General features: G+C 74.6%; 14 protein-coding genes and 1 pseudogene. 9 read left to right on the forward strand and 6 right to left on the reverse strand.

Features of this window, described 5'->3' with window-relative positions; translation table 11 throughout:
* Complete coding sequence (locus AFM16_RS06625; RefSeq protein WP_078632749.1) at positions 1-921, reverse strand: ABC transporter ATP-binding protein; 921 nt, start codon at positions 919-921, stop codon at positions 1-3.
* Between the two features lie 108 nt (positions 922-1,029).
* Between AFM16_RS06625 and AFM16_RS06630 the strand changes: the two genes are divergently transcribed.
* The 3 genes from AFM16_RS06630 (at position 1,030) to AFM16_RS06640 (ending at position 4,147) form a co-directional block, all read left to right on the forward strand.
* Complete coding sequence (locus tag AFM16_RS06630; RefSeq protein ID WP_078632750.1) at positions 1,030-2,196, forward strand: sensor histidine kinase; 1,167 nt, start codon at positions 1,030-1,032, stop codon at positions 2,194-2,196.
* A gap of 14 nt (positions 2,197-2,210) precedes the next feature.
* Complete coding sequence (locus AFM16_RS06635) at positions 2,211-2,876, forward strand: response regulator transcription factor (protein WP_078632751.1); 666 nt, start codon at positions 2,211-2,213, stop codon at positions 2,874-2,876.
* A 98-nt stretch (positions 2,877-2,974) separates the two neighbouring features.
* A complete protein-coding gene (locus AFM16_RS06640; protein WP_030795674.1) occupies positions 2,975-4,147 on the forward strand; it encodes an ROK family transcriptional regulator in 1,173 nt (390 codons plus the stop codon).
* Between the two features lie 150 nt (positions 4,148-4,297).
* Here AFM16_RS06640 and AFM16_RS06645 read toward each other — a convergent pair whose 3' ends face one another.
* Positions 4,298-5,059 (reverse strand): GntR family transcriptional regulator, encoded by a 762-nt coding sequence (locus AFM16_RS06645; RefSeq protein ID WP_030795676.1) that lies wholly within the window; start codon positions 5,057-5,059, stop codon positions 4,298-4,300.
* Between the two features lie 325 nt (positions 5,060-5,384).
* On the opposite strand from AFM16_RS06645, the gene AFM16_RS06650 reads away from it, so the two are divergent.
* Entirely contained in the window at positions 5,385-6,215 is an 831-nt protein-coding gene (locus tag AFM16_RS06650) for an alpha/beta fold hydrolase (RefSeq protein WP_078632752.1), read from the forward strand.
* Positions 6,216-6,425: 210 nt separating this feature from the next.
* Here the strand turns inward: AFM16_RS06650 and AFM16_RS06655 are convergent.
* Positions 6,426-7,316, reverse strand: a pseudogene (locus AFM16_RS06655) (EamA family transporter); the annotation flags it as partial.
* Here AFM16_RS06655 and pdxR point away from each other — a divergent pair.
* Together pdxR and AFM16_RS06665 are read left to right on the forward strand one after the other, a co-directional pair.
* Positions 7,307-8,767, forward strand: a complete 1,461-nt coding sequence (gene pdxR, locus AFM16_RS06660; protein ID WP_078632753.1) for a MocR-like pyridoxine biosynthesis transcription factor PdxR — start codon at positions 7,307-7,309, stop codon at positions 8,765-8,767. The pseudogene AFM16_RS06655 and the gene pdxR sit on opposite strands and share 10 nt — an antisense overlap.
* A gap of 121 nt (positions 8,768-8,888) precedes the next feature.
* The gene (locus tag AFM16_RS06665) at positions 8,889-10,166 is read left to right on the forward strand and encodes a GNAT family N-acetyltransferase (RefSeq protein WP_107419037.1); all 1,278 of its coding nucleotides are present in this window, start codon (positions 8,889-8,891) and stop codon (positions 10,164-10,166) included.
* A 49-nt stretch (positions 10,167-10,215) separates the two neighbouring features.
* On the opposite strand, the gene AFM16_RS06670 is transcribed toward AFM16_RS06665, so the two are convergent.
* The gene (locus AFM16_RS06670; RefSeq protein ID WP_078636859.1) at positions 10,216-11,406 is read right to left on the reverse strand and encodes a trans-sulfuration enzyme family protein; all 1,191 of its coding nucleotides are present in this window, start codon (positions 11,404-11,406) and stop codon (positions 10,216-10,218) included.
* A gap of 60 nt (positions 11,407-11,466) precedes the next feature.
* On the opposite strand from AFM16_RS06670, the gene AFM16_RS06675 reads away from it, so the two are divergent.
* Together AFM16_RS06675 and AFM16_RS06680 are read left to right on the forward strand one after the other, a co-directional pair.
* Positions 11,467-11,994, forward strand: a complete 528-nt coding sequence (locus AFM16_RS06675; RefSeq protein WP_078632755.1) for an Lrp/AsnC family transcriptional regulator — start codon at positions 11,467-11,469, stop codon at positions 11,992-11,994.
* A gap of 46 nt (positions 11,995-12,040) precedes the next feature.
* Entirely contained in the window at positions 12,041-13,732 is a 1,692-nt protein-coding gene (locus AFM16_RS06680; protein ID WP_030795686.1) for a DUF885 domain-containing protein, read from the forward strand.
* A gap of 33 nt (positions 13,733-13,765) precedes the next feature.
* Here AFM16_RS06680 and AFM16_RS06685 read toward each other — a convergent pair whose 3' ends face one another.
* Positions 13,766-14,251, reverse strand: a complete 486-nt coding sequence (locus AFM16_RS06685) for a rhodanese-like domain-containing protein (protein WP_078632756.1) — start codon at positions 14,249-14,251, stop codon at positions 13,766-13,768.
* Between the two features lie 131 nt (positions 14,252-14,382).
* Here AFM16_RS06685 and AFM16_RS06690 point away from each other — a divergent pair, with 131 nt between their 5' ends.
* Complete coding sequence (locus tag AFM16_RS06690) at positions 14,383-14,844, forward strand: Lrp/AsnC family transcriptional regulator (protein ID WP_078632757.1); 462 nt, start codon at positions 14,383-14,385, stop codon at positions 14,842-14,844.
* Positions 14,845-14,877: 33 nt separating this feature from the next.
* Here the strand turns inward: AFM16_RS06690 and AFM16_RS06695 are convergent, their stop codons facing one another.
* Positions 14,878-17,865 (reverse strand): AAA family ATPase, encoded by a 2,988-nt coding sequence (locus AFM16_RS06695; RefSeq protein WP_078632758.1) that lies wholly within the window; start codon positions 17,863-17,865, stop codon positions 14,878-14,880.
* Positions 17,866-17,893: the final 28 nt, after the last annotated feature.

The following is a 17,893-nucleotide window of genomic DNA, read 5'->3' on the forward strand; positions in this document are numbered from 1 at the left end:
TCATGCCTCCTGCGGCTGTGCCGTGAACTCGGCTTCGGCGGACGTCAGATCGAGGTAGGCCCGTTCCAGCGTGGCCTCCTCCGCGGTCAGCTCGAGGACGGGCACGCCCGCGGCGGACACCAGGCGCCCGATGTCGTCCACGCGCGCGTGGTCCACCAGCCAGTGCCCCTCCTCGTGCTCCACGGCGTCGTGTCCGCCCGCCGCGAGGGCCTTCCGGAGCGCGGCGGGGTCGCTGGTGCGGATCCGGACGCGGGGCCGTACACGCGCGTGGATGAACTCCCGCATCGGGGTGTCGGCCAGGAGCTGGCCGCGGCCCAGGACCACCAGGTGGTCGGCGAAGGACGCGGTCTCGTTCATGAGGTGGCTGGAGACCAGGACCGTGCGGCCCTCCGCCGCGAGCCGGCGCAGCAGCCCGCGGATCCAGACGATGCCCTCGGGGTCGAGGCCGTTGGAGGGTTCGTCCAGCATGACCACCGCCGGGTCGCCGAGCAGGGCGGCCGCGATGCCGAGCCGCTGCCGCATGCCCAGGGAGTACGTGCGGACCCGGTGCCGGGCGACCGCCGCGAGGCCGGTGGCCTCCAGGACCTCGTCGACCCGGCGGGGCGCGATGCGGTTGGCGGCGGCCAGCGTCCGCAGATGGTCGCGGGCGGTGCGGGAGCCGTGCGCGGCCTGGGCGTCGAGCAGGGCGCCCACGTGCCGCAGGGGTTCGGCGAGGGTGGCGTAGGCGCGGCCGTCGAGGGTGGCGGTGCCGGAGGTCGGCCGGTCGAGGCCGAGCACCAGCCGCATGGTGGTGGACTTTCCGGCGCCGTTGGGGCCGAGGAAGCCGGTGACGCGGCCGGGCAGGACGTCGAAGGTGAGGTCGTCCACGGCGCGCCGGGTGCCGTACTCCTTGGTGAGGGCGCGGACTTCGATGCTGGTCATGGCAGGAGCATGGCCGTGCGGGCGGGTCCGGGGCCTCCCCCGGGGGTGGAGATCGTCTCCCCCGGGCGGGGGAGGCCGGTTGTCGGTGGCGGCTGGCACGATGGCGGGATGGTCCGCATCCTGCGCCCGTTCGGCCGGGCGGTGACGTACACCCGGTGGCTGCACCTCTTCATGGCCTGTGTGTGGCCCGCCCTGTGGTACCTCGTCGACAGCACGCGCATGTATCTGACGGCCGTGCTGCTGGTGCCCGTCGGGCTCGTGCCCGCGATGCGGGTCGCGGAGGGCGTGCAGGCGCGGCTGCTGCTGACCGGGCACCGGCAGGACGGCGGCGCGGACCCGGGGATCGTGGTGACGCCCGCGGCGACCTGGGCGGACCGCGGCCGGACCGTGCTGTGGCTGGAGACCCGGCTGCTCCTGGGCGGTGCCGTCGCCTTCCTCACCATCCATCTGCCCATGCTCACCGAGGATCTGCTGCGCACGTCCCGAGGCGGCGGCGCGGACCCGTCGACGTTCGTCCAACTCCCCGGCCACCACTGGTGGTACGCGCTGCTCGCGCCCCTCCCCCTGATCGCGCTGGCCGCGATCGTGGTCGGCGCGGGAGAGCTGATCACCGTCGCCGCCCGGCGTCTGCTGGGCCCCTCCCCCGGCGAGCGTCTCGCGGCCCTGGAGGAGCGCACGGAGCGGCTTCTGGAGCGCAACCGCATCGCCCGCGAGCTGCACGACTCCATCGGGCACGCGCTGACGGTCGCCGTCGTCCAGGCGGGCGCCGCGCGGGCCGCGGGCGATCCGGCGTTCACGGAGCGGGCGTTGGACGCGATCGAGGAGACCGGGCGGGCGGCGCTGGAGGATCTGGAACGGGTGCTGGGCGTCCTGCGCGAGTCGGAGCGGCCGGTGAGCGGCCGGCCCACGCTGGCCGACGCGGACCGGCTGCTGGAGTCCGCGCGGGCCTCGGGGGCGAAGGTCGACGCGGAGCTGACGGGGCCGCTGGAGACCGTGCCGGGACCGGTGTCGCGCGAGGGCTACCGCATCCTCCAGGAGTCGCTGACGAACGTGCTGCGGCACGCGGGCGCCGTCCCCGTCCGGGTGCGCGTCGAGGTCGACGGCGGGTCGCTCGGTCTGGAGGTCCGCAATCCGCTGACCGCCGGCGCACCCGACGCGGGCCGGGGCAGCGGGCTGCGCGGGATACGGGAGCGCGCGGCCCTGCTGGGCGGGCACGCGCGTACGGGGCCGCACGAAGGGAACTGGCGGGTGCGTGTCGACCTGCCGTTGGGCTGATCTACGCTGGGCGGATGCCGGTCACCGTCCTGCTCGTCGACGACGAACCCCTGGTCCGCGCGGGGCTGCGGGCCGTGCTGGAGGCACAGCCCGACATCGAGGTCGTCGGCGAGGCGGCCGACGGGGCGGCGGTGATCCCGCTGGTGCGGCAACTGCGGCCCGACGTGGTCGCCATGGACGTCCGGATGCCGCTGATGGACGGCATTGAGGCCACGCGCGCGGTGCTGCGTTCGGTGGCCGACCCGCCGCGGATCGTCGTCGTGACGACCTTCGAGAACGACGAGTACGTGTACGACGCGCTGCGGGCCGGTGCCGCCGGGTTCCTGCTGAAGCGGGCGCGGCCCGCGGAGATCGTGCACGCGGTACGGCTGGTCGCGGCGGGCGAGTCGCTGCTGTTCCCGGCGTCGGTGCGGCGGATGGCGGCCGAGTACGGCGACCGGGACGGCGCCAACCCGACGGCCCGGGACACGCTGGAGCGGGCCCGGCTGACCGAGCGGGAGGCCGAGGTGCTGCGGCTGATGACGCGCGGTCTGTCCAACGCGGAGATCGCCGGGCGGCTGGTCGTGGGCACGGAGACGGTCAAGTCGCATGTGAGCGCGGTGCTGGCGAAACTCGGCGCGCGGGACCGCACCCAGGCGGTGATCACGGCGTACGAGTCGGGGTTCGTGGCGCCCGGTTGAGCACCCGCCGATGCCGGGGTGTGTGATTCCGCACTCGCCGGGGTGCCCCGCGCCGAGTACGATCCGCCCAACACGCGCACGAGCTGGAAGGACGGACGGTGGGTCGGCTGACCGGCGGGGATCCCTCGCTGCTGCGAAGGATCAACTCCGCGGTGGTGCTGCACGCGCTGCGTGCCACGGACTGCGCCACGCTCACGGAGATCACCCGGGTGACAGGACTGTCCCGGCCGACCGTCGAGGGAGTGGTCGAGGACCTGATCACGGCGGGGCTCGTGGTCGAGACGGCGGCCGACGAGAGTGTCGCCCGGCGGCAGGGGCGGCCCGCGCGGCGCTTCCGGTTCCGGGCCGAGGCCGGCCATCTGCTGGGCCTCGAGATCGGACCGCACCGGGTGGCGGCGCTCCTGGCCGACCTGGACGGCCGGGTGCTGGGCGCGCAGGCCAAGGACGTCGACGAGACGGCGCCGGCGGACGAGCGGCTGGAACGGCTGCGCACCGCCGTCGCCGAGTTGCTGCGCCGCGCGGCTGTGCCGCGCAGTTCGCTGCGGGCGGTGGGCGTCGCGACCCCCGGCATCGTCGAGGCGGACGGCACGATACGGCTGAGCACCGCGCTGCCGGAGTGGACGGGGCTGCGCCTCGGCGAGCGGCTGAGCCGTTCCTTCAAGTGCCCGGTGCTGGTGGAGAACGACGCCAACGCGGCGGCCGTCGCCGAGCACTGGAAGGGTTCCGCGACCGAGTCCGACGACGTGGTGTTCGTCCTCGCCGGACTCAGTCCGGGCGCCGGCTCGCTGATCGGCGGACGGCTGCACCGGGGGTACGGCGGGGCGGCCGGGGAGATCGGCGCACTGCACCTGCTGGGCCGGGGCGTGACGCCGGAGACGCTCCTGTCGACCACCGACGAGCCGTTGCACCCGCTGGACGAGCAGGCGGTGGCCGAGGTGTTCGCACAGGCCCGCCAGGGCGACCAGCGGGCACGGGCGGCCGTGGACCGCTTCCTCCAGCGGCTCGTCCACGACGTGGCCGCGCTGGTGCTGGCCCTCGACCCCGAACTCGTCGTGATCGGCGGCTGGGCGGCCGGTCTGGACGGCGTACTGGAGCCGCTGCGGCGGGAGTTGGCGCGTTATTGCCTGCGCCCGCCGAAAGTGGTGCTGTCCCTGCTCGGCGAGGCGGCGGTGGCAACGGGCGCGCTACGGCTGGCCCTCGACCACGTCGAGGAGCAACTCTTCGCGGTGGAGGGGACGGTGACGGGCCGCTCCACGGTGGGGCAGGTGTGAGACGGGGGCGCGCGCCGCGCCCCGGGGAAGCCGGGGCGCGATGCCTGTGCACCACCGCCTGAGCGTGCAAGCCATGTGTGACCCACCCGGTCCCGGCCGCCGCAGTGACGCGCGTAGCGGCCGGTCAGGGCCGCAGGAGGCCCGCCCGGGTCAGGACGCCCGGCGTTCCGGGCCGTGGTGTATCTCCACGCCTCCTGACGCGCCGAAGGTCAGACGGCAGGTGTCGGCGCGGTAGGTCGCCACCGACAGGGCGGCGGTGCGGCCCGCGGCGAAGAAGCGGGTGGTGACGACGAGGACGGGCGCGCCGGGCAGCCGGTCGAGTTCCTTCGCGTCGTCCGCGCGGGCGGAGCCCAGCTCCACGGCGCGGTCCTGGGTGTCGAGCTGAAGGCGCTGGAGTTCGCGCAGCACCGCACGCGCGCGTGCGGCCTGGTTCGCGGTGTCGATCGCGGACAGGTCGGGCACCGAGGCGTGCGGCACGTAGAGCAGTTCGGCGGCGACCGGCTGGCCGTGCGAGACACGGGAGCGCCGCACGATGTGGACGCTCTGCTCGCGCGGGATCTCCAGTGCGGTCGCGACGGTGGACGGCGGCACCGCGTCCGTGCTGTCCACGGCCCGCCAGGCGTCGTCGCCGCCCCCCGGCCACGCCTGCTGTCCGGTGCCCACGGCGACCCCCATGCGGGGCGGCGCGACCGTCGTGCCGACCCCCCGGCGGCGCTGGAGACGGCCTTCCAGTTCGAGCTGCTCCAGGGCCTGACGGAGCGTCGCGCGCGCGACGCCGAAGCGGGCGGCCAGCTCACGCTCGTTCGGCAGGATCTCGCCGACCGTGAACTCGGAGTCGAGCGCCTCGCTGAGCACGGTCTTGAGATGCCAGTACTTCGGTTCCGGTACCGATTCCAGATGCGTGGTCCCCACCCTGTCCTCCGCATTCCCCGTGGTCCGGCGGCGTTTTCACGCCCTTGTTTATTAAAGGTTGTTGTACTTCTCTGCGACGATAGGGCGGCCCCCACCCTTGGTCAAGACCAATCCTCACCCCCGCGCGGGCCGCCGGGCGCGGTGACGGCGAGGTTTCACGGCCCGTTCGTACAGACCCGGTTTCGTGACGTCGTGGCAAAGCTCCCGTCGCGAAAGTCCCGGGAAGAGAAGGCGGGGTGACTTTCCGAAGGGGCTACCCGTGAGTAGCAATTGCTGACAAGCTGTCTCGGGCGTCCGCCCCCACGTCCAGCCGAGGAGCATCCGCATGTCCGCCACCGTCTCCTTCCCGGTGCCCGCCCCCAGCGGCCCACAGACCGTCACGGTCTCGTACACGCGCGTGGGTGTGGGTGAGCCGCTGCTCCTGCTGCACGGTATCGGTCACCACCGGCAGGCATGGGACCCCGTGGTGGACATTCTGGCCACCGAGCGGGACGTGATCGCGGTCGATCTGCCGGGCTTCGGCGTCTCCCCGGCCCTGCCCGACGGGCTGGCCTACGACCTGCCGACGACGACCGCCGTCTTCGACGCGTTCTGCCGCGCGCTGGAGCTGGACCGGCCGCACGCGGCGGGCAACTCGCTGGGCGGGCTGCTGGCCCTGGAACTGGGCCGGGAGAAGCTGGTGCGGTCCGTCACCGCGCTGTCCCCGGCCGGGTTCTGGTCCGAGGCGGAGCGGCGGTACGCGTTCGGGATCCTGCTGACCATGCGCAAGATCTCCCGCCGGATGCCGCTGCCGATGGTCGAGCGGCTGGCCCGGTCGGCGGCCGGGCGCGCGGCGCTGACCAGCACCATCTACGCCCGTCCGGCGCGCCGTTCACCGGACGCCGTGGTCGCCGAGACGCTGGCGCTGGCCGGGGCCACCGGCTTCGACCAGACCCTGCGGGCCGGCGGCTCCGTGCTGTTCACCGACGACGTCCCGGACATCCCGGTGACCGTCGGCTGGGGCACCCGCGACTGGCTGCTCGTGCGCCGCCAGGGCGTCCGCGCCAAGCAGGTCATCCCGCGCGCCCGCCTGGTGCGGCTGCCCGGCTGCGGTCACTGCCCCATGAACGACGACCCGGCGCTGGTCGCGCGCGTGATCCTCGACGGCAGCCGCTGAGGTCAGACGCCCGGTGGAGGCGCCGCGGTCACGGGGCCAGCGGGAGCCGTCGGCGGTCTCCACCCGCGCCGCCGGACCGCGCTCCGATCCGGCCTGATCTTTTCCCGTCCGCTCCGGATCCGCCTGCCCCGGAGCGGACGTCTTGTATACAACTCCCCCGGACTTCATGGCACCTTGATGACCCGTCAGCGCGCCCCACACCACTCCCGCGCCCACCAGCGCGCTGCCCACGGCCTGGGCGGGGCCGTAGGAGCCGGTGCCGACCAGGGGGGCGGTGCAGGCGGCGGCGACGGGGATCAGGCCGGAGAAGAGCGTGGCCCGTTCCGCGCCGAGCCGCTGCATGCCCATGTACCAGCACACGAAGCCGACGACGGTGACCACGACCGCCTGCCACAGCAGCGCGGCGCCCTCCGCCGCGTCCGGCGTCCGCAGCCACGCGCCGCCGTCGGCCAGGAGTCCCGCCGCGGCCGACTCGGCGGCGGCGAGGCCGCACACGGTGGCGGACAGCAGCCGCGGCCCCAGCGGCCGTAGGACGGGCACCGCGAGCACCGCGAAGCCGACCTCCCCGGCCAACGCGCAGACGGACCAGGCGAGTCCGGCGCCGTCGGTCCTCCCCCACCCCTGCACGACACAGGCCCCCACCGCGACGAGCCCGGCCCCCAACAGGACCGTGCGCCGCGGCCGCCGTCCCTCCAGCAGGGGGACCAGGACCGCCACGACGACCGGCGCGCAGCCCACCAGGACCCCGGGCACGGCGGGTTCGGCCGAGCGCTCGGCGGCCAGGACCGCCACATTGAAGCCGACCATCCCGACCGCCGCCAGCAGCCCGAGCCGCCCCCACTGACGGGCCGTGAGCGCGCGCACCCGGCCCAGGGCGCCGGCTCCGGCCAGCGGGACGAGGAGCAGACAGGCGAGGCCGTACCGGAGGAACTGGCCACCCGCGTACGGATAGTCGCCGAGCACGCTGTTGGCGGTGAAGGAGGCGCCGACGAGGACGCAGGCGAGCGCGGCGAGCAGGGAGCCGCGCGTGGTGGTGGCGTTCATGAGAACGACGTTAGGAAGAGCGGCGGTCCGGTCTAAGGTCCACTTCCATGACGTCATCGGGGACCAATCCGAACGGAACGAACGGACCGACCCCCTTCTCGGCCGCCTGGGAGGTACTGCTGCCGGCCGCCGCCGCACCGGCCCGCTCACGGGGGCGGGCGTTGCAGGGCGCGCTGCGGGAGGCGGTGCGGTCGAGGCGGCTGGCGCCGGGCACCCGGCTGCCCTCCAGCCGGGATCTCGCCGCCGACCTGGGGGTGTCGCGGGGGCTGGTCACGGAGGCGTACGAGCAGCTCACGGCCGAGGGCTATCTGCGCAGCGGCCGGGGCGCCGGGACCTGGGTGGGCGGCGCCGTGCGGGCGGTCCCCGCACGCGCGCGTGACCTGGCGCCCCGGGTCCCGGGCGCGGCGGCCGACTTCGTGCCGGGCACCCCGGATCTGGCGCTGTTCCCGCGCACCGCCTGGGCCGCCGCGCAGCGGGGCGTGCTGGCCGAACTGCCGCACGCCGACCTGGGATACCCGGATCCGCGCGGGCTGCCCCGGCTGCGCACCGCGCTCGCCGCGCTGCTCGCCCGCCGCCGGGGCGTGGTCGCCGATCCCGAACGGCTGGTGATCGTCTCCGGGGTGGCCCAGGCGATGGCGCTGCTGGGGCTCGCGATGCGGGCGCGCGGCTGGGACACGGTCGGCGTCGAGGACCCGGGGAGTCCGCAGCACGGCGACCTGTACGCGGCGGCGGGCGTCACCGCCGTACCCCTGCCGCTCGACGGGGACGGGCTGGCGCTCGGGCCGTTGCGGGCGTCGGGGGTGCGGGCGGTGGTGGTGACTCCGGCGCACCAGTTCCCGACCGGGATCGCCTACTCGGCGCGGCGGCGCGCCGAACTCCTGGACTGGGCACGGTCGGTGGACGGTTTCGTGCTGGAGGACGACTACGACGGCGACTTCCGCTACGACCGGGCGCCGGTGGGCGCGCTCCAGGGACTGGACCCGGAGCGGGTGGTGTACACGGGGTCGGTCAGCAAGTCGCTGGCGCCGGGGCTGCGGCTCGGCTGGATGCTCGTGCCCGAGGCGCTGGCGGAGGAGGTCGTGGAGCGCAAGCGGACGCTGGACCTCGGCCATCCGACGCTGGACCAGGCACTGTTCGCGCGGTTCGTGGAACGCGGCGACCACGACCGGCAGTTGCGCCGCTGCCAACGGGCGTACCGGGAGCGGCGGGACACGCTCGTGGCCGCGCTCGGGGAGCACTTCCCGGGGGCGCGGGTGTCGGGGATCGCGGCGGGTCTGCACGTCATCGCGGAGCTTCCGCCGCGCCACGGGCCGCGGGCGGAGTTCCTGGCGCGGGCCGGGGCGGCCGGGGTGCGGGTGCGGGCGCTGACGGAGTACACGCACGCGCGAACCGGGGACGCGGGCCCGGGTGACGGCGGGGTGCGGCTGGTCCTGGGGTACGCCCATCTGCCGTCGGCGCGGATCCGGGACGGGGTGCGGGTGCTGGCGCGGGCGGTCGGCGCGGAGTGACCCTGTTTCCCTTTCAGTAAAATAATCAACAATACGGACAATTACATCCTTTACTCATCGGTCACACATCGTTCGTGATCACGCAACACCCTTCCTTCACAGTGGTTGCATGACTCGAGACATGACTGACGCGCGGGGCGCGAAACACGGACACCCCGTCCACCACTGGCTGCGCGACCTCGTGAAGTGGGCACGCCGCCACGGACACGCACCGCCGACAAGTGATACCGGCGCCCGGCCGCCCTCCACCGAGGGACAGGCCGGGCCGTCCGCGCTTCCGGGCCAGGCCGGCGGCGCGAGCACGCTGTGGCGGATGCGGACCACCGTGAAGGACGAACCGGGGGCGCTGGCCGCGCTGTGCACGGCGCTGGCGGGCCACCGGGTGGACATCCTGAGCCTCCAGACGCATCCGCTGGGCGCGGACACGGTGGACGAGTTCCTGCTGCGCGCGCCCGGCGCGCTCGGCGCCGACGAGATCACCCGGGCCGTGTCCCTGGCGGGCGGGGCGGACACCTGGATCGAGCGGGCCGACGCCCACGATCTGGTGGACGCCCCCACCCGGGTGCTGGGCCTGGCCACCCGCACCGCGCTGGACGCGGCCGAACTTCCGCTCGCGCTGCGGCAGTTGCTGGGCCGGTGCACGATCCGCTCGCTGCCCGCCAAGCCCGCGGGCGGCGGCCGGGGACCGGCCGGGGTGCCCGTGGAAGGGGTGCTGGAGGACACCGTGATGCGGCTGCGGGCGCCGGAGGGCGGTGTGATCACCGTGGAGCGGCCGTATCTGCCGTTCACCCCGACCGAGTTCGCCCGCGCGCGTGCCCTGGTGGAGCTGGACGCCCGGCTCGGCCCGCGCGTGCCCGGCGGCCAGGACGTACTGACGCTGCCCGAGGGCAACGACATCGCCGTGCGCCGGGCCGACACGAGCGACCTGGCGGCGGCCCGGGAGATGCACGAGCGGTGCTCGCCGCGCACCCTCGGCATGCGCTACCACGGGCCCGTCGGGGACGCCGACCGCTACCTGAACCACCTGCTCAGCCCCCGCTTCGGCCGCACGCTCGCCGTGCAGACGACGTCCGGCCGGATCGTCGGCCTCGGCCATCTGCTGTGGGACGGCGACGAGACCGAGGTCGCGCTGCTCGTCGAGGACGAGTGGCAGCGGCGCGGCATCGGCGCCGAACTCCTCGGCCGGCTGGTCGCGCTGGCCGTCGAGGCGGGCTGCGCGAGCGTGTACGCGGTGACGCAGTCCTCCAACACCGGCATGGTCGCCGCCATGCGCGGGCTCGGTCTGCCGCTCGACTACCAGATCGAGGAGGGCACCCTCGTGATCACCGCCCGCCTGGACCGGGCGGCGGTCCGCACGGAGTCGTCCGCGGCTCTCGGTGAACGGGTCGCCCGCGACTGACGGCATGTGCACCGTGTGGGGCCCGGCGAGGTGATCGCCGGGCCCTTTCTCACACCTTCACGGCCACGGCGCCGAGCGCGCCCCGCAGATCCCGCCACAGGTCGTCGACGTCCTCAAGCCCCACCGACAGCCGCAGCAGCCGGTCGCTCACGCCGGCGCCCCGGCGCTCGTCCGCGTCCACGATGCGGTGGCTGATGGACGCCGGGTGCTGGATCAGGGTGTCGACGCTGCCCAGGCTGACGGCCGGGGTGATCAGCCGGACGCCGGCGATCACGTCGTGCGGATCGCCGTGCACCTCGAAGGCGACCATCGCGCCGCCGATCCGCGGATAGTGCACGCGCGCCACCCGCGGGTCGTCGGCCAGCCGCCGGGCCAGTTCGGCGGCGTTGGCGGAGGCGGCCCGGACCCGCACCGGGAGGGTGGCGAGGCCGCGCAGCAGCAGATAGCCGGCGAGCGGGTGCAGCACCCCGCCGGTCGCGAACCGCACCTGCCGCAGCCGCCCGGCGAACTCCTCGTCGCAGGCCACCACCCCGGCCAGGACGTCCCCGTGGCCGCCGAGGTACTTGGTGGCGCTGTGCAGCACCAGGCGCGCGCCCTGCTCGGCGGGCCGCTGGAGCACCGGGGTGGCGAAGGTGTTGTCGACCAGCAGCGGCACGGAACCGCAGGCGTGGGCGACGGCCCGCAGGTCGACCTCGGCGAGCGTCGGGTTCGCCGGTGACTCGACCAGCACGAGGCCCGTGTCGGGGCGCAGCGCGTCCGCTGTCCCGGCCGGGTCGGTCCAGGTGACCTCCGAGCCGAGCAGCCCGGCGGTCAGCAGATGGTCGCTGCATCCGTACAGGGGGCGCACCGCCACGACGTGCCGCAGGCCCATGGAGGCGCGGGCGAGGAGGACCGCGCTCAGCGCCGCCATGCCGCTGGCGAACGCGACCGCGCTCTCGGTGCCCTCGAGGCGGGCGAGGGCCGTCTCGAACCGGGCGACCGTCGGATTGCCCAGCCGCCCGTAGACCGGCGGGCCGTCCGGCTCGGCGCCGGTCGCGGCGAACGCGTCGATCCGGGCGGCCTCGGCACGGCTGTCGTACGAGGGGTAGGTGGTGGACAGATCGATCGGCGGGGCGTGCAGGCCCTGCCGGGCCAGATCGTCCCGGCCGGCGTGCACGGCCTCGGTGGCCAGGGCACGGGGCGTCGTCGCGGACGGACGTACGTCGTCGTACGTGGAGGTGCTCGCTGCGGCTGAGTCCATGCACCGCAGGGTGAACACCGGACGGGTCACATGAATCGAACACCGTGCTACGTTCGGCCGATGGCCGAATCTGTCGTACTGGACCCGGTGGACCTCCAGCTCCTGCGGCTCCTTCAGAACGACGCCCGGACGACCTACCGCGATCTGGCGGCCCAGGTCGGCGTGGCGCCGTCCACCTGTCTGGACCGGGTGACGCGGCTGCGCCGCTCCGGCGTGATCCTCGGGCATCAGCTCCGACTGGATCCGGCCAAGCTCGGGCGCGGGCTCCAGGCACTGCTGTCCGTGCAGGTCAGACCGCACAGGAGAGAGCTGGTCGGGCCGTTCGTGGAGCGCATACGGGCGCTTCCCGAGGCGCTGAGCGTCTTCCATCTCACCGGCCCCGACGACTACCTCGTGCATGTCGCCGTCGCGGACATGGCGGATCTGCAACGGCTGGTGCTCGACGAGTTCACCGCCCGGCGCGAGGTGGCCCGGGTGGAGACCCGGCTGATCTTCCAGCAGTGGGAGTGCGGCCCCCTGCTGCCACCCGGCCCGCCGCAGCCACCCGGCCCTCCGGCGCCACCCGCGCCTTCCGGACAGACTCCCTGAAAGACGCCGGTGACGTGCGCGGGCCCGCCGTACGAAGATGGTGTGCATGCCACACACCACCAGCCCGCTGCCCCGTGAGGTCGCCGACGCCTACGTCGACGATCTCATCGCCCTCGACCCGGTCACCGGTACCTTCCTCGGGGTGCCGGAGAGTTCGAGCCGGCTGCCCGACTACTCCCCCGCAGGCCAGGAGGCGCTCGCCCGGCTCGCCCGGGACACCCTGACGAAGCTGGCCGAGGCCGAAACGCGGCCCGGCGCGGACAGTGACATCGAGCGCCGGTGCGCACGCCTGCTGCGCGAGCGCCTGACCGCCGAACTCGCCGTGCACGACGCCGACGAGGGGCTGCGCTCGGTCGGCAACATGTCCACGCCCGCGCACCAGGTGCGCGAGGTGTTCACCGTGACGCCGAACCGGACGGACGCCGACTGGGCGGCGATCGCCGAGCGGCTGCGCGCGGTGCCCACCGCGCTGGCCGGCTACCGGGAGTCGCTGGAACTCGGCCTGGAGCGCAAGCTGTACGCGGCGCCGCGCCCCACGGCCACCTTCGTCGGACAGCTCACCGAGTGGTCGGACCCGGAGGGCACCGGCCGCGGCTGGTTCGAGGACTTCGTCGCCCCCGGCCCGGCCACCCTGCGCGCCGAGCTGGAGGAGGCGGCCCGCGCGGCGACCGCGGCCGTGGTGGAGCTGCGGGACTGGCTGCGCGACGTGTACGCGCCGACCGTGCAGGACGCGCCGGACACCGTCGGCCGGGAGCGCTACGCCCGCTGGTCGCGCTACTTCAACGGCACCGACCTCGACCTCGACGAGGCGTACGCCTACGGCTGGTCGGAGTACCACCGGCTGCTCGGCGCGATGCGCGAGGAGGCCGAGAAGGTCCTGCCGGGCGCGGCCACGCCCTGGGTGGCGCTGGCCCACCTCGACGAGCACGGCCGGCACATCGAGGGCGTCGACGAGGTCCGCGACTGGCTCCAGGGCCTGATGGACCGGGCGATCGAGGCGCTGGACGGCACCCACTTCGAACTCGCCGAGCGGGTACGGAAGGTGGAGTCACGGATCGCCCCGGCCGGCAGCGCCGCGGCCCCCTACTACACGCCCCCGTCGGAGGACTTCTCCCGGCCCGGCCGCACCTGGCTGCCGACCATGGGACAGACCCGCTTCCCGGTCTACGACCTCGTCTCCACCTGGTACCACGAAGGCGTCCCCGGTCACCATCTCCAGCTCGCGCAGTGGACGCACGTCGCCGGGGACCTCTCCCGCTACCAGGCCACCGTGGGCGGCGTCAGCGCCAATGCGGAGGGCTGGGCGCTGTACGCGGAGCGCCTGATGGACGAACTGGGCTTCCTCACCGACCCGGAGGAGCGGCTCGGCTATCTCGACGCGCAGATGATGCGGGCGGTCCGGGTCATCGTCGACATCGGCATGCACCTGGAGCTGGAGATCCCGGCGGACTCGCCGTTCCACCCCGGGGAGCGCTGGACGCCGGAGCTGGCGCAGGAGTTCTTCGGCGCGCACAGCAGCCGTCCGGCGGACTTCGTGGAGAGCGAGCTGACCCGCTATCTGAGCATCCCCGGCCAGGCGATCGGCTACAAGCTCGGCGAACGGGCCTGGCTGCTCGGCCGGGAGCGGGCCCGCGAGCGCCACGGCGACGCCTTCGACCTCAAGTCCTGGCACATGGCGGCCCTTTCGCAGGGTTCGCTGGGCCTGGACGACCTGGTGGACGAACTGGCCTCGCTCTAGGGCAGGTCGGGGCGGTGGTGCCCGCCCGACCCGTCAACAGCCGCAGTCGGCCGCGCCGTTCACCGGCGCGGTCAGCGGGTCGGCGGGGCGCCGGTCGTCGCCCTCCCAGGTCTCGTACGCGAAGCCCTCGCGCACCCAGTACTCGAAGCCGCCGAGCATCTCCTTGACCCGGTAGCCGAGTTCGGCGAGCGCGAGGGCGGCGCGGGTGGCGCCGTTGCAGCCGGGGCCCCAGCAGTACGTCACCACCGGCACGTCCTTGTCGAGGAGGGACTCGGCCTGCTCGGGAATGAGCGCCGTGGGCAGATGGACCGCGCCGGGGACGTGGCCCTGGTCCCAGGAAGCGGTGGAGCGGGAGTCCAGGACGACGAAGCCGGGGTCACCGCCGTCGGCGAGCGCCGCGGCCACGTCGGAGACGTCGGCGTGGAAGACGAGGCTCGCCCGGAAGTGGGCGGCGGCCTCGGCGGGGGCGGCGGGGGCGACCCGGAGGACCGGGTTCGGGGCGGTGGGGGCGGTGGTCATCGTGGGCGGTGCCTCTCTGTGTGCGAATGCGCCAACGCCTAGAAATCTACGGCCGGTGATCCGTCCCACTGAAGGGGATTTCCCCGGCCCCACCCTTGCCGCACCGGGGATTCCCCTGCTATTTCTCGGTCATGACCGCGCATTCCCCGGACGCGTATTCCCCGGACGCCACCGACTGGCGCATCCTGGAGGTCCTCCAGCGGGAGGGCCGGGCCAGCTTCGCCGAGCTGGCGCGGGCCGTGTCGATGTCGGCGAGCGCCGTGACCGAGCGGGTGCGCCGGCTGGAGGAGGCCGGCGTGATCCAGGGGTACGCGGCCGTGGTGGACCCCGAGCGGCTGGGCCTGCCGATCCTGGCGTTCGTGCGGCTGCGCTACCCCAACGGCCACTACAAGCCGTTCCACGATCTGGTGGCCGTCACGCCGGAGATCCTGGAGGCGCACCATGTGACGGGCGACGACTGCTTCGTGATCAAGGTCGCCGCCCGCTCGATGCGTCATCTGGAGGAGGTCTCGGGCAAGATCGGCACCCTGGGCTCGGTCACCACGAGCGTCGTCTACTCGTCCCCGCTCCCCCGGCGCCCGCTGGGCCGTTAGCGGCCGTCAGCGGCCGTCAGCACTGCCGGGCCGCTAACTCCGCTGGCGCAGCGTCGACCCCGACCGCCCCTTCACGATCTCCAACTGGGCGTGGACGCGTCGCCGCAGGTCGGCGACATGGCTGACGATGCCGACGCTGCGGTCGCGCTCACGCAGCGAGTCGAGGACGTCGAGGACCTCGTCCAGGGTCTGTTCGTCGAGGCTGCCGAAGCCCTCGTCGATGAAGAGGGTGTCGAGGCGGACCCCGCCCGCCTCGTCGGTGACCACGTCGGCGAGGCCGAGCGCGAGGGCGAGCGAGGCGAAGAAGGTCTCGCCGCCCGACAGGGTCGCGGTGTCCCGCTCCCGCCCGGTCCAGGCGTCCACGACGTGCAGCCCGAGCCCGCTGCGGCCGCGCCCGGCCCGGTCGTCGGAGTGCACGAGCGTGTAGCGGCCGGACGACATCCGCTGGAGCCGTGCGGTCGCGGCGGCCGCCACCTGTTCGAGCCGGGCCGCGAGGACGTACGCCTCCAGCCGCATCTTGCGCTCGTTGTCGGCGGAGGTGCCCGCGGTGAGTCCGGCGAGGCGGGCGACCCGGTCGTACTCGTCGCGCAGCGGCGCGAGCCGTCGTACGCCGTCGGCGGCGCGCGCGGAGAGCTGGTCGAGTTCGGCGCAGCGGCGGGCGGCGGCGTCCTGGGCGGAGGACGCCCGGCGCAGCCGTTCGGCGGCCTCGGCGGCGGTCCGTTCGGCCGTGGCGAGGTCGGCGGGCGGCCGCTGGGCGGCGGCCACGGTGTCGGGTTCGGCGAGGACCGCGCGGACGGCCGCCTCCTCGGACTGCCAGGCGTCCAGGCGCCGTTGCAGCTCGCGGTGGGCGGTGTCGTCGAGGAGGGCGTCGGCGGCGGCCCGGGGAGTGTCGAACCCTGCGCGGAAGGCGGCCTCGTCCAGGCGTCCGTCGGCGACCTTGAGGCGTTCCGCGCTGTCCTCGGCGGCCCGGGCGCCGTCGGCGGCGGCGGTGAGCAGCCGGACCTGGCGCTCCAACTGCTCGGCCCGTGCGGCCACACTGTGCGCGGCACCCCTGGCCTGCGCCAACTCCTCTTCCAGCGTGGCCCGTTCACTGTCCAGCCGCTCGCGGTGCCCGATCCGGGAGGCGGCGCGGACCGCGGCGTCACGCTGGGCCGCGGTTCGCCGCTCGTGCTCCTGCTCGGCGGCGCGCAGTTCCTCGCGGGCGGAGTGCAGCGCGCCGGCCTCGCGGCGCGCCTCCTCGTGGTCGCGCTCCAGTTCCCCGGCCTCGACGGCGAGCGTCTCGGCTGGGGTTTCACCGGCCTCCGCGAGGGCGGCGGCCAACTCCCGTTCCACGTCGGCGAGTCGCCGCAGTTCCCGGCCGTGTGTCTCGGCGGCGTCCTGCTGGGCGGCGAGGGCCCGGTCCTCGGCCTCTCGGTCGATGTGCCCGGCGTCCTTGCGGGCCGGGGCGGGGTGTTCGGTGGCGCCGCAGACGGCGCACGGCGCCCCGTCGCTGAGGTGGGCGGCGAGTTCGGCGGCGATGCCGTCGAGGCGCTGTTCCTTGAGGTCCAGCCAGTGGGCGCGGGCGTCGAGGGCCCGCTGTTCGGCGGCGCGGACGCGTGCGCGGGCCGTCTCGGCCTCGCCGGTGAGCCGGTCGCGCAACCGGGCGGCGCGCAGCTTCCGCTGGGCGGGCTCAATCCGGACGGCCAGCCGCTCGGCACGGGCGGCGGCCTCCTGCGCGGACTCGATCCGCTCCCGGAGCGCGGTCCGGGTGGTGTCCCAGTCCGCGAGCCAGCTCTCGGTCTCGGTCAGGACGTCGTCGTCGGCCCGCTCCTGCCGGTCCAACCGCGCCCGTTCATCGGTGAGTTCGGCCAGTCGACGTTCACCGCGCCGTGCCGACTCCAGGCCGCCCAGTTCCTCGGCGGCCCGGCGTGCGGCGGCGGCCAGTCCGGCGGCGCCGGCCTCGGCGAACCGCTCCGGCAGGGCGGCACGCGCGCGTGCCTCGGCCTCGGCCGCCCGCCGGTGCTCGGCGTCGGCGGCGTCCCGCAGGTCCAGCGCCGGTGCGACGGCCTCGGCCTTGCGCCCCCGCTCCAGCCGGGTCCGCGCCGCCTGATGCTCCCCGGCCCGCTCCTCCAGCCGCCGGGCCCGTCCGGTCGCCTCCTCGAACCGCCCCTGCAACCGGGCGAGTTCGCGTACGTCGTCCAGGGCGCGGTCGGCGGCGGCCTGGGCGGACGCGGCGGCGAGGCGGCCGCACTCGGCGACCGTCAGCCGTTCGCGGGCGGTACTGCGGGCCAGGGCGGCGGCGGTGAGCACGGCGTCGGCCAACCCCGGCTCCCCGGGGGCCAGTTCGGGAAGCTCCATGGTGTCGCCCGCGGCCTGCTGCATCCGGTGGGCGTCGGCGAGCAGCGCGGCGTCGCCCTCCCGCACGCGTGCCTCGGCGGCGCGGCGGCGCTCCACGAGCCGTTTCTCGACCTCGGCGAACCGCCGGGTGTCGAAGAGCCGGCCCAGCAGCCGCCCGCGGGCCTCGGCGTCGGCGCGCAGGAAGCGGGCGAAGTCGCCCTGGGGCAGCAGCACGACCTGGCAGAACTGCTCGCGGCTCATGCCGAGCAGTTGGGTGATCTCCTCGCCGATCTCCTGGTGGGACCGGCTGAGGTCCTTCCAGACGCCGGCGGCCGCGTCGTACTCGCGCAGCCAGGTCTGGGCCTTGTCGACGGTGACGCCCGTGCCGCGTTTCTTGGGCCGCTCATGGGGCGGCTGCCGGGTGATCTCCAGCCGTCGTCCGGCGACGGTGAGGTCGAGGGTGACCTCGGTGCGGACGCCGGGGGCGGCGTGGTCGCTGCGCAGGGTGAGGCCCTGGCCGTTCTGGCGGGCGCCGGGGACGGAGCCGTAGAGCGCGTAGCAGACGGCGTCCAGGACCGAGGTCTTCCCGGCGCCGGTCGGGCCGTGCAGCAGGAAGAGCCCGGCGGTGGACAGCTCGTCGAAGTCGACGCGCTGCGTGCCGCCGAAGGGCCCGAAGGCGGTGAGGTCGAGCCGGTGCAGCCTCATCGGACGCCTCCCAGGTGAACGTGCGCGT

This window comes from Streptomyces antibioticus (genome assembly GCF_002019855.1).
Lineage (GTDB): Bacteria > Actinomycetota > Actinomycetes > Streptomycetales > Streptomycetaceae > Streptomyces > Streptomyces antibioticus_B.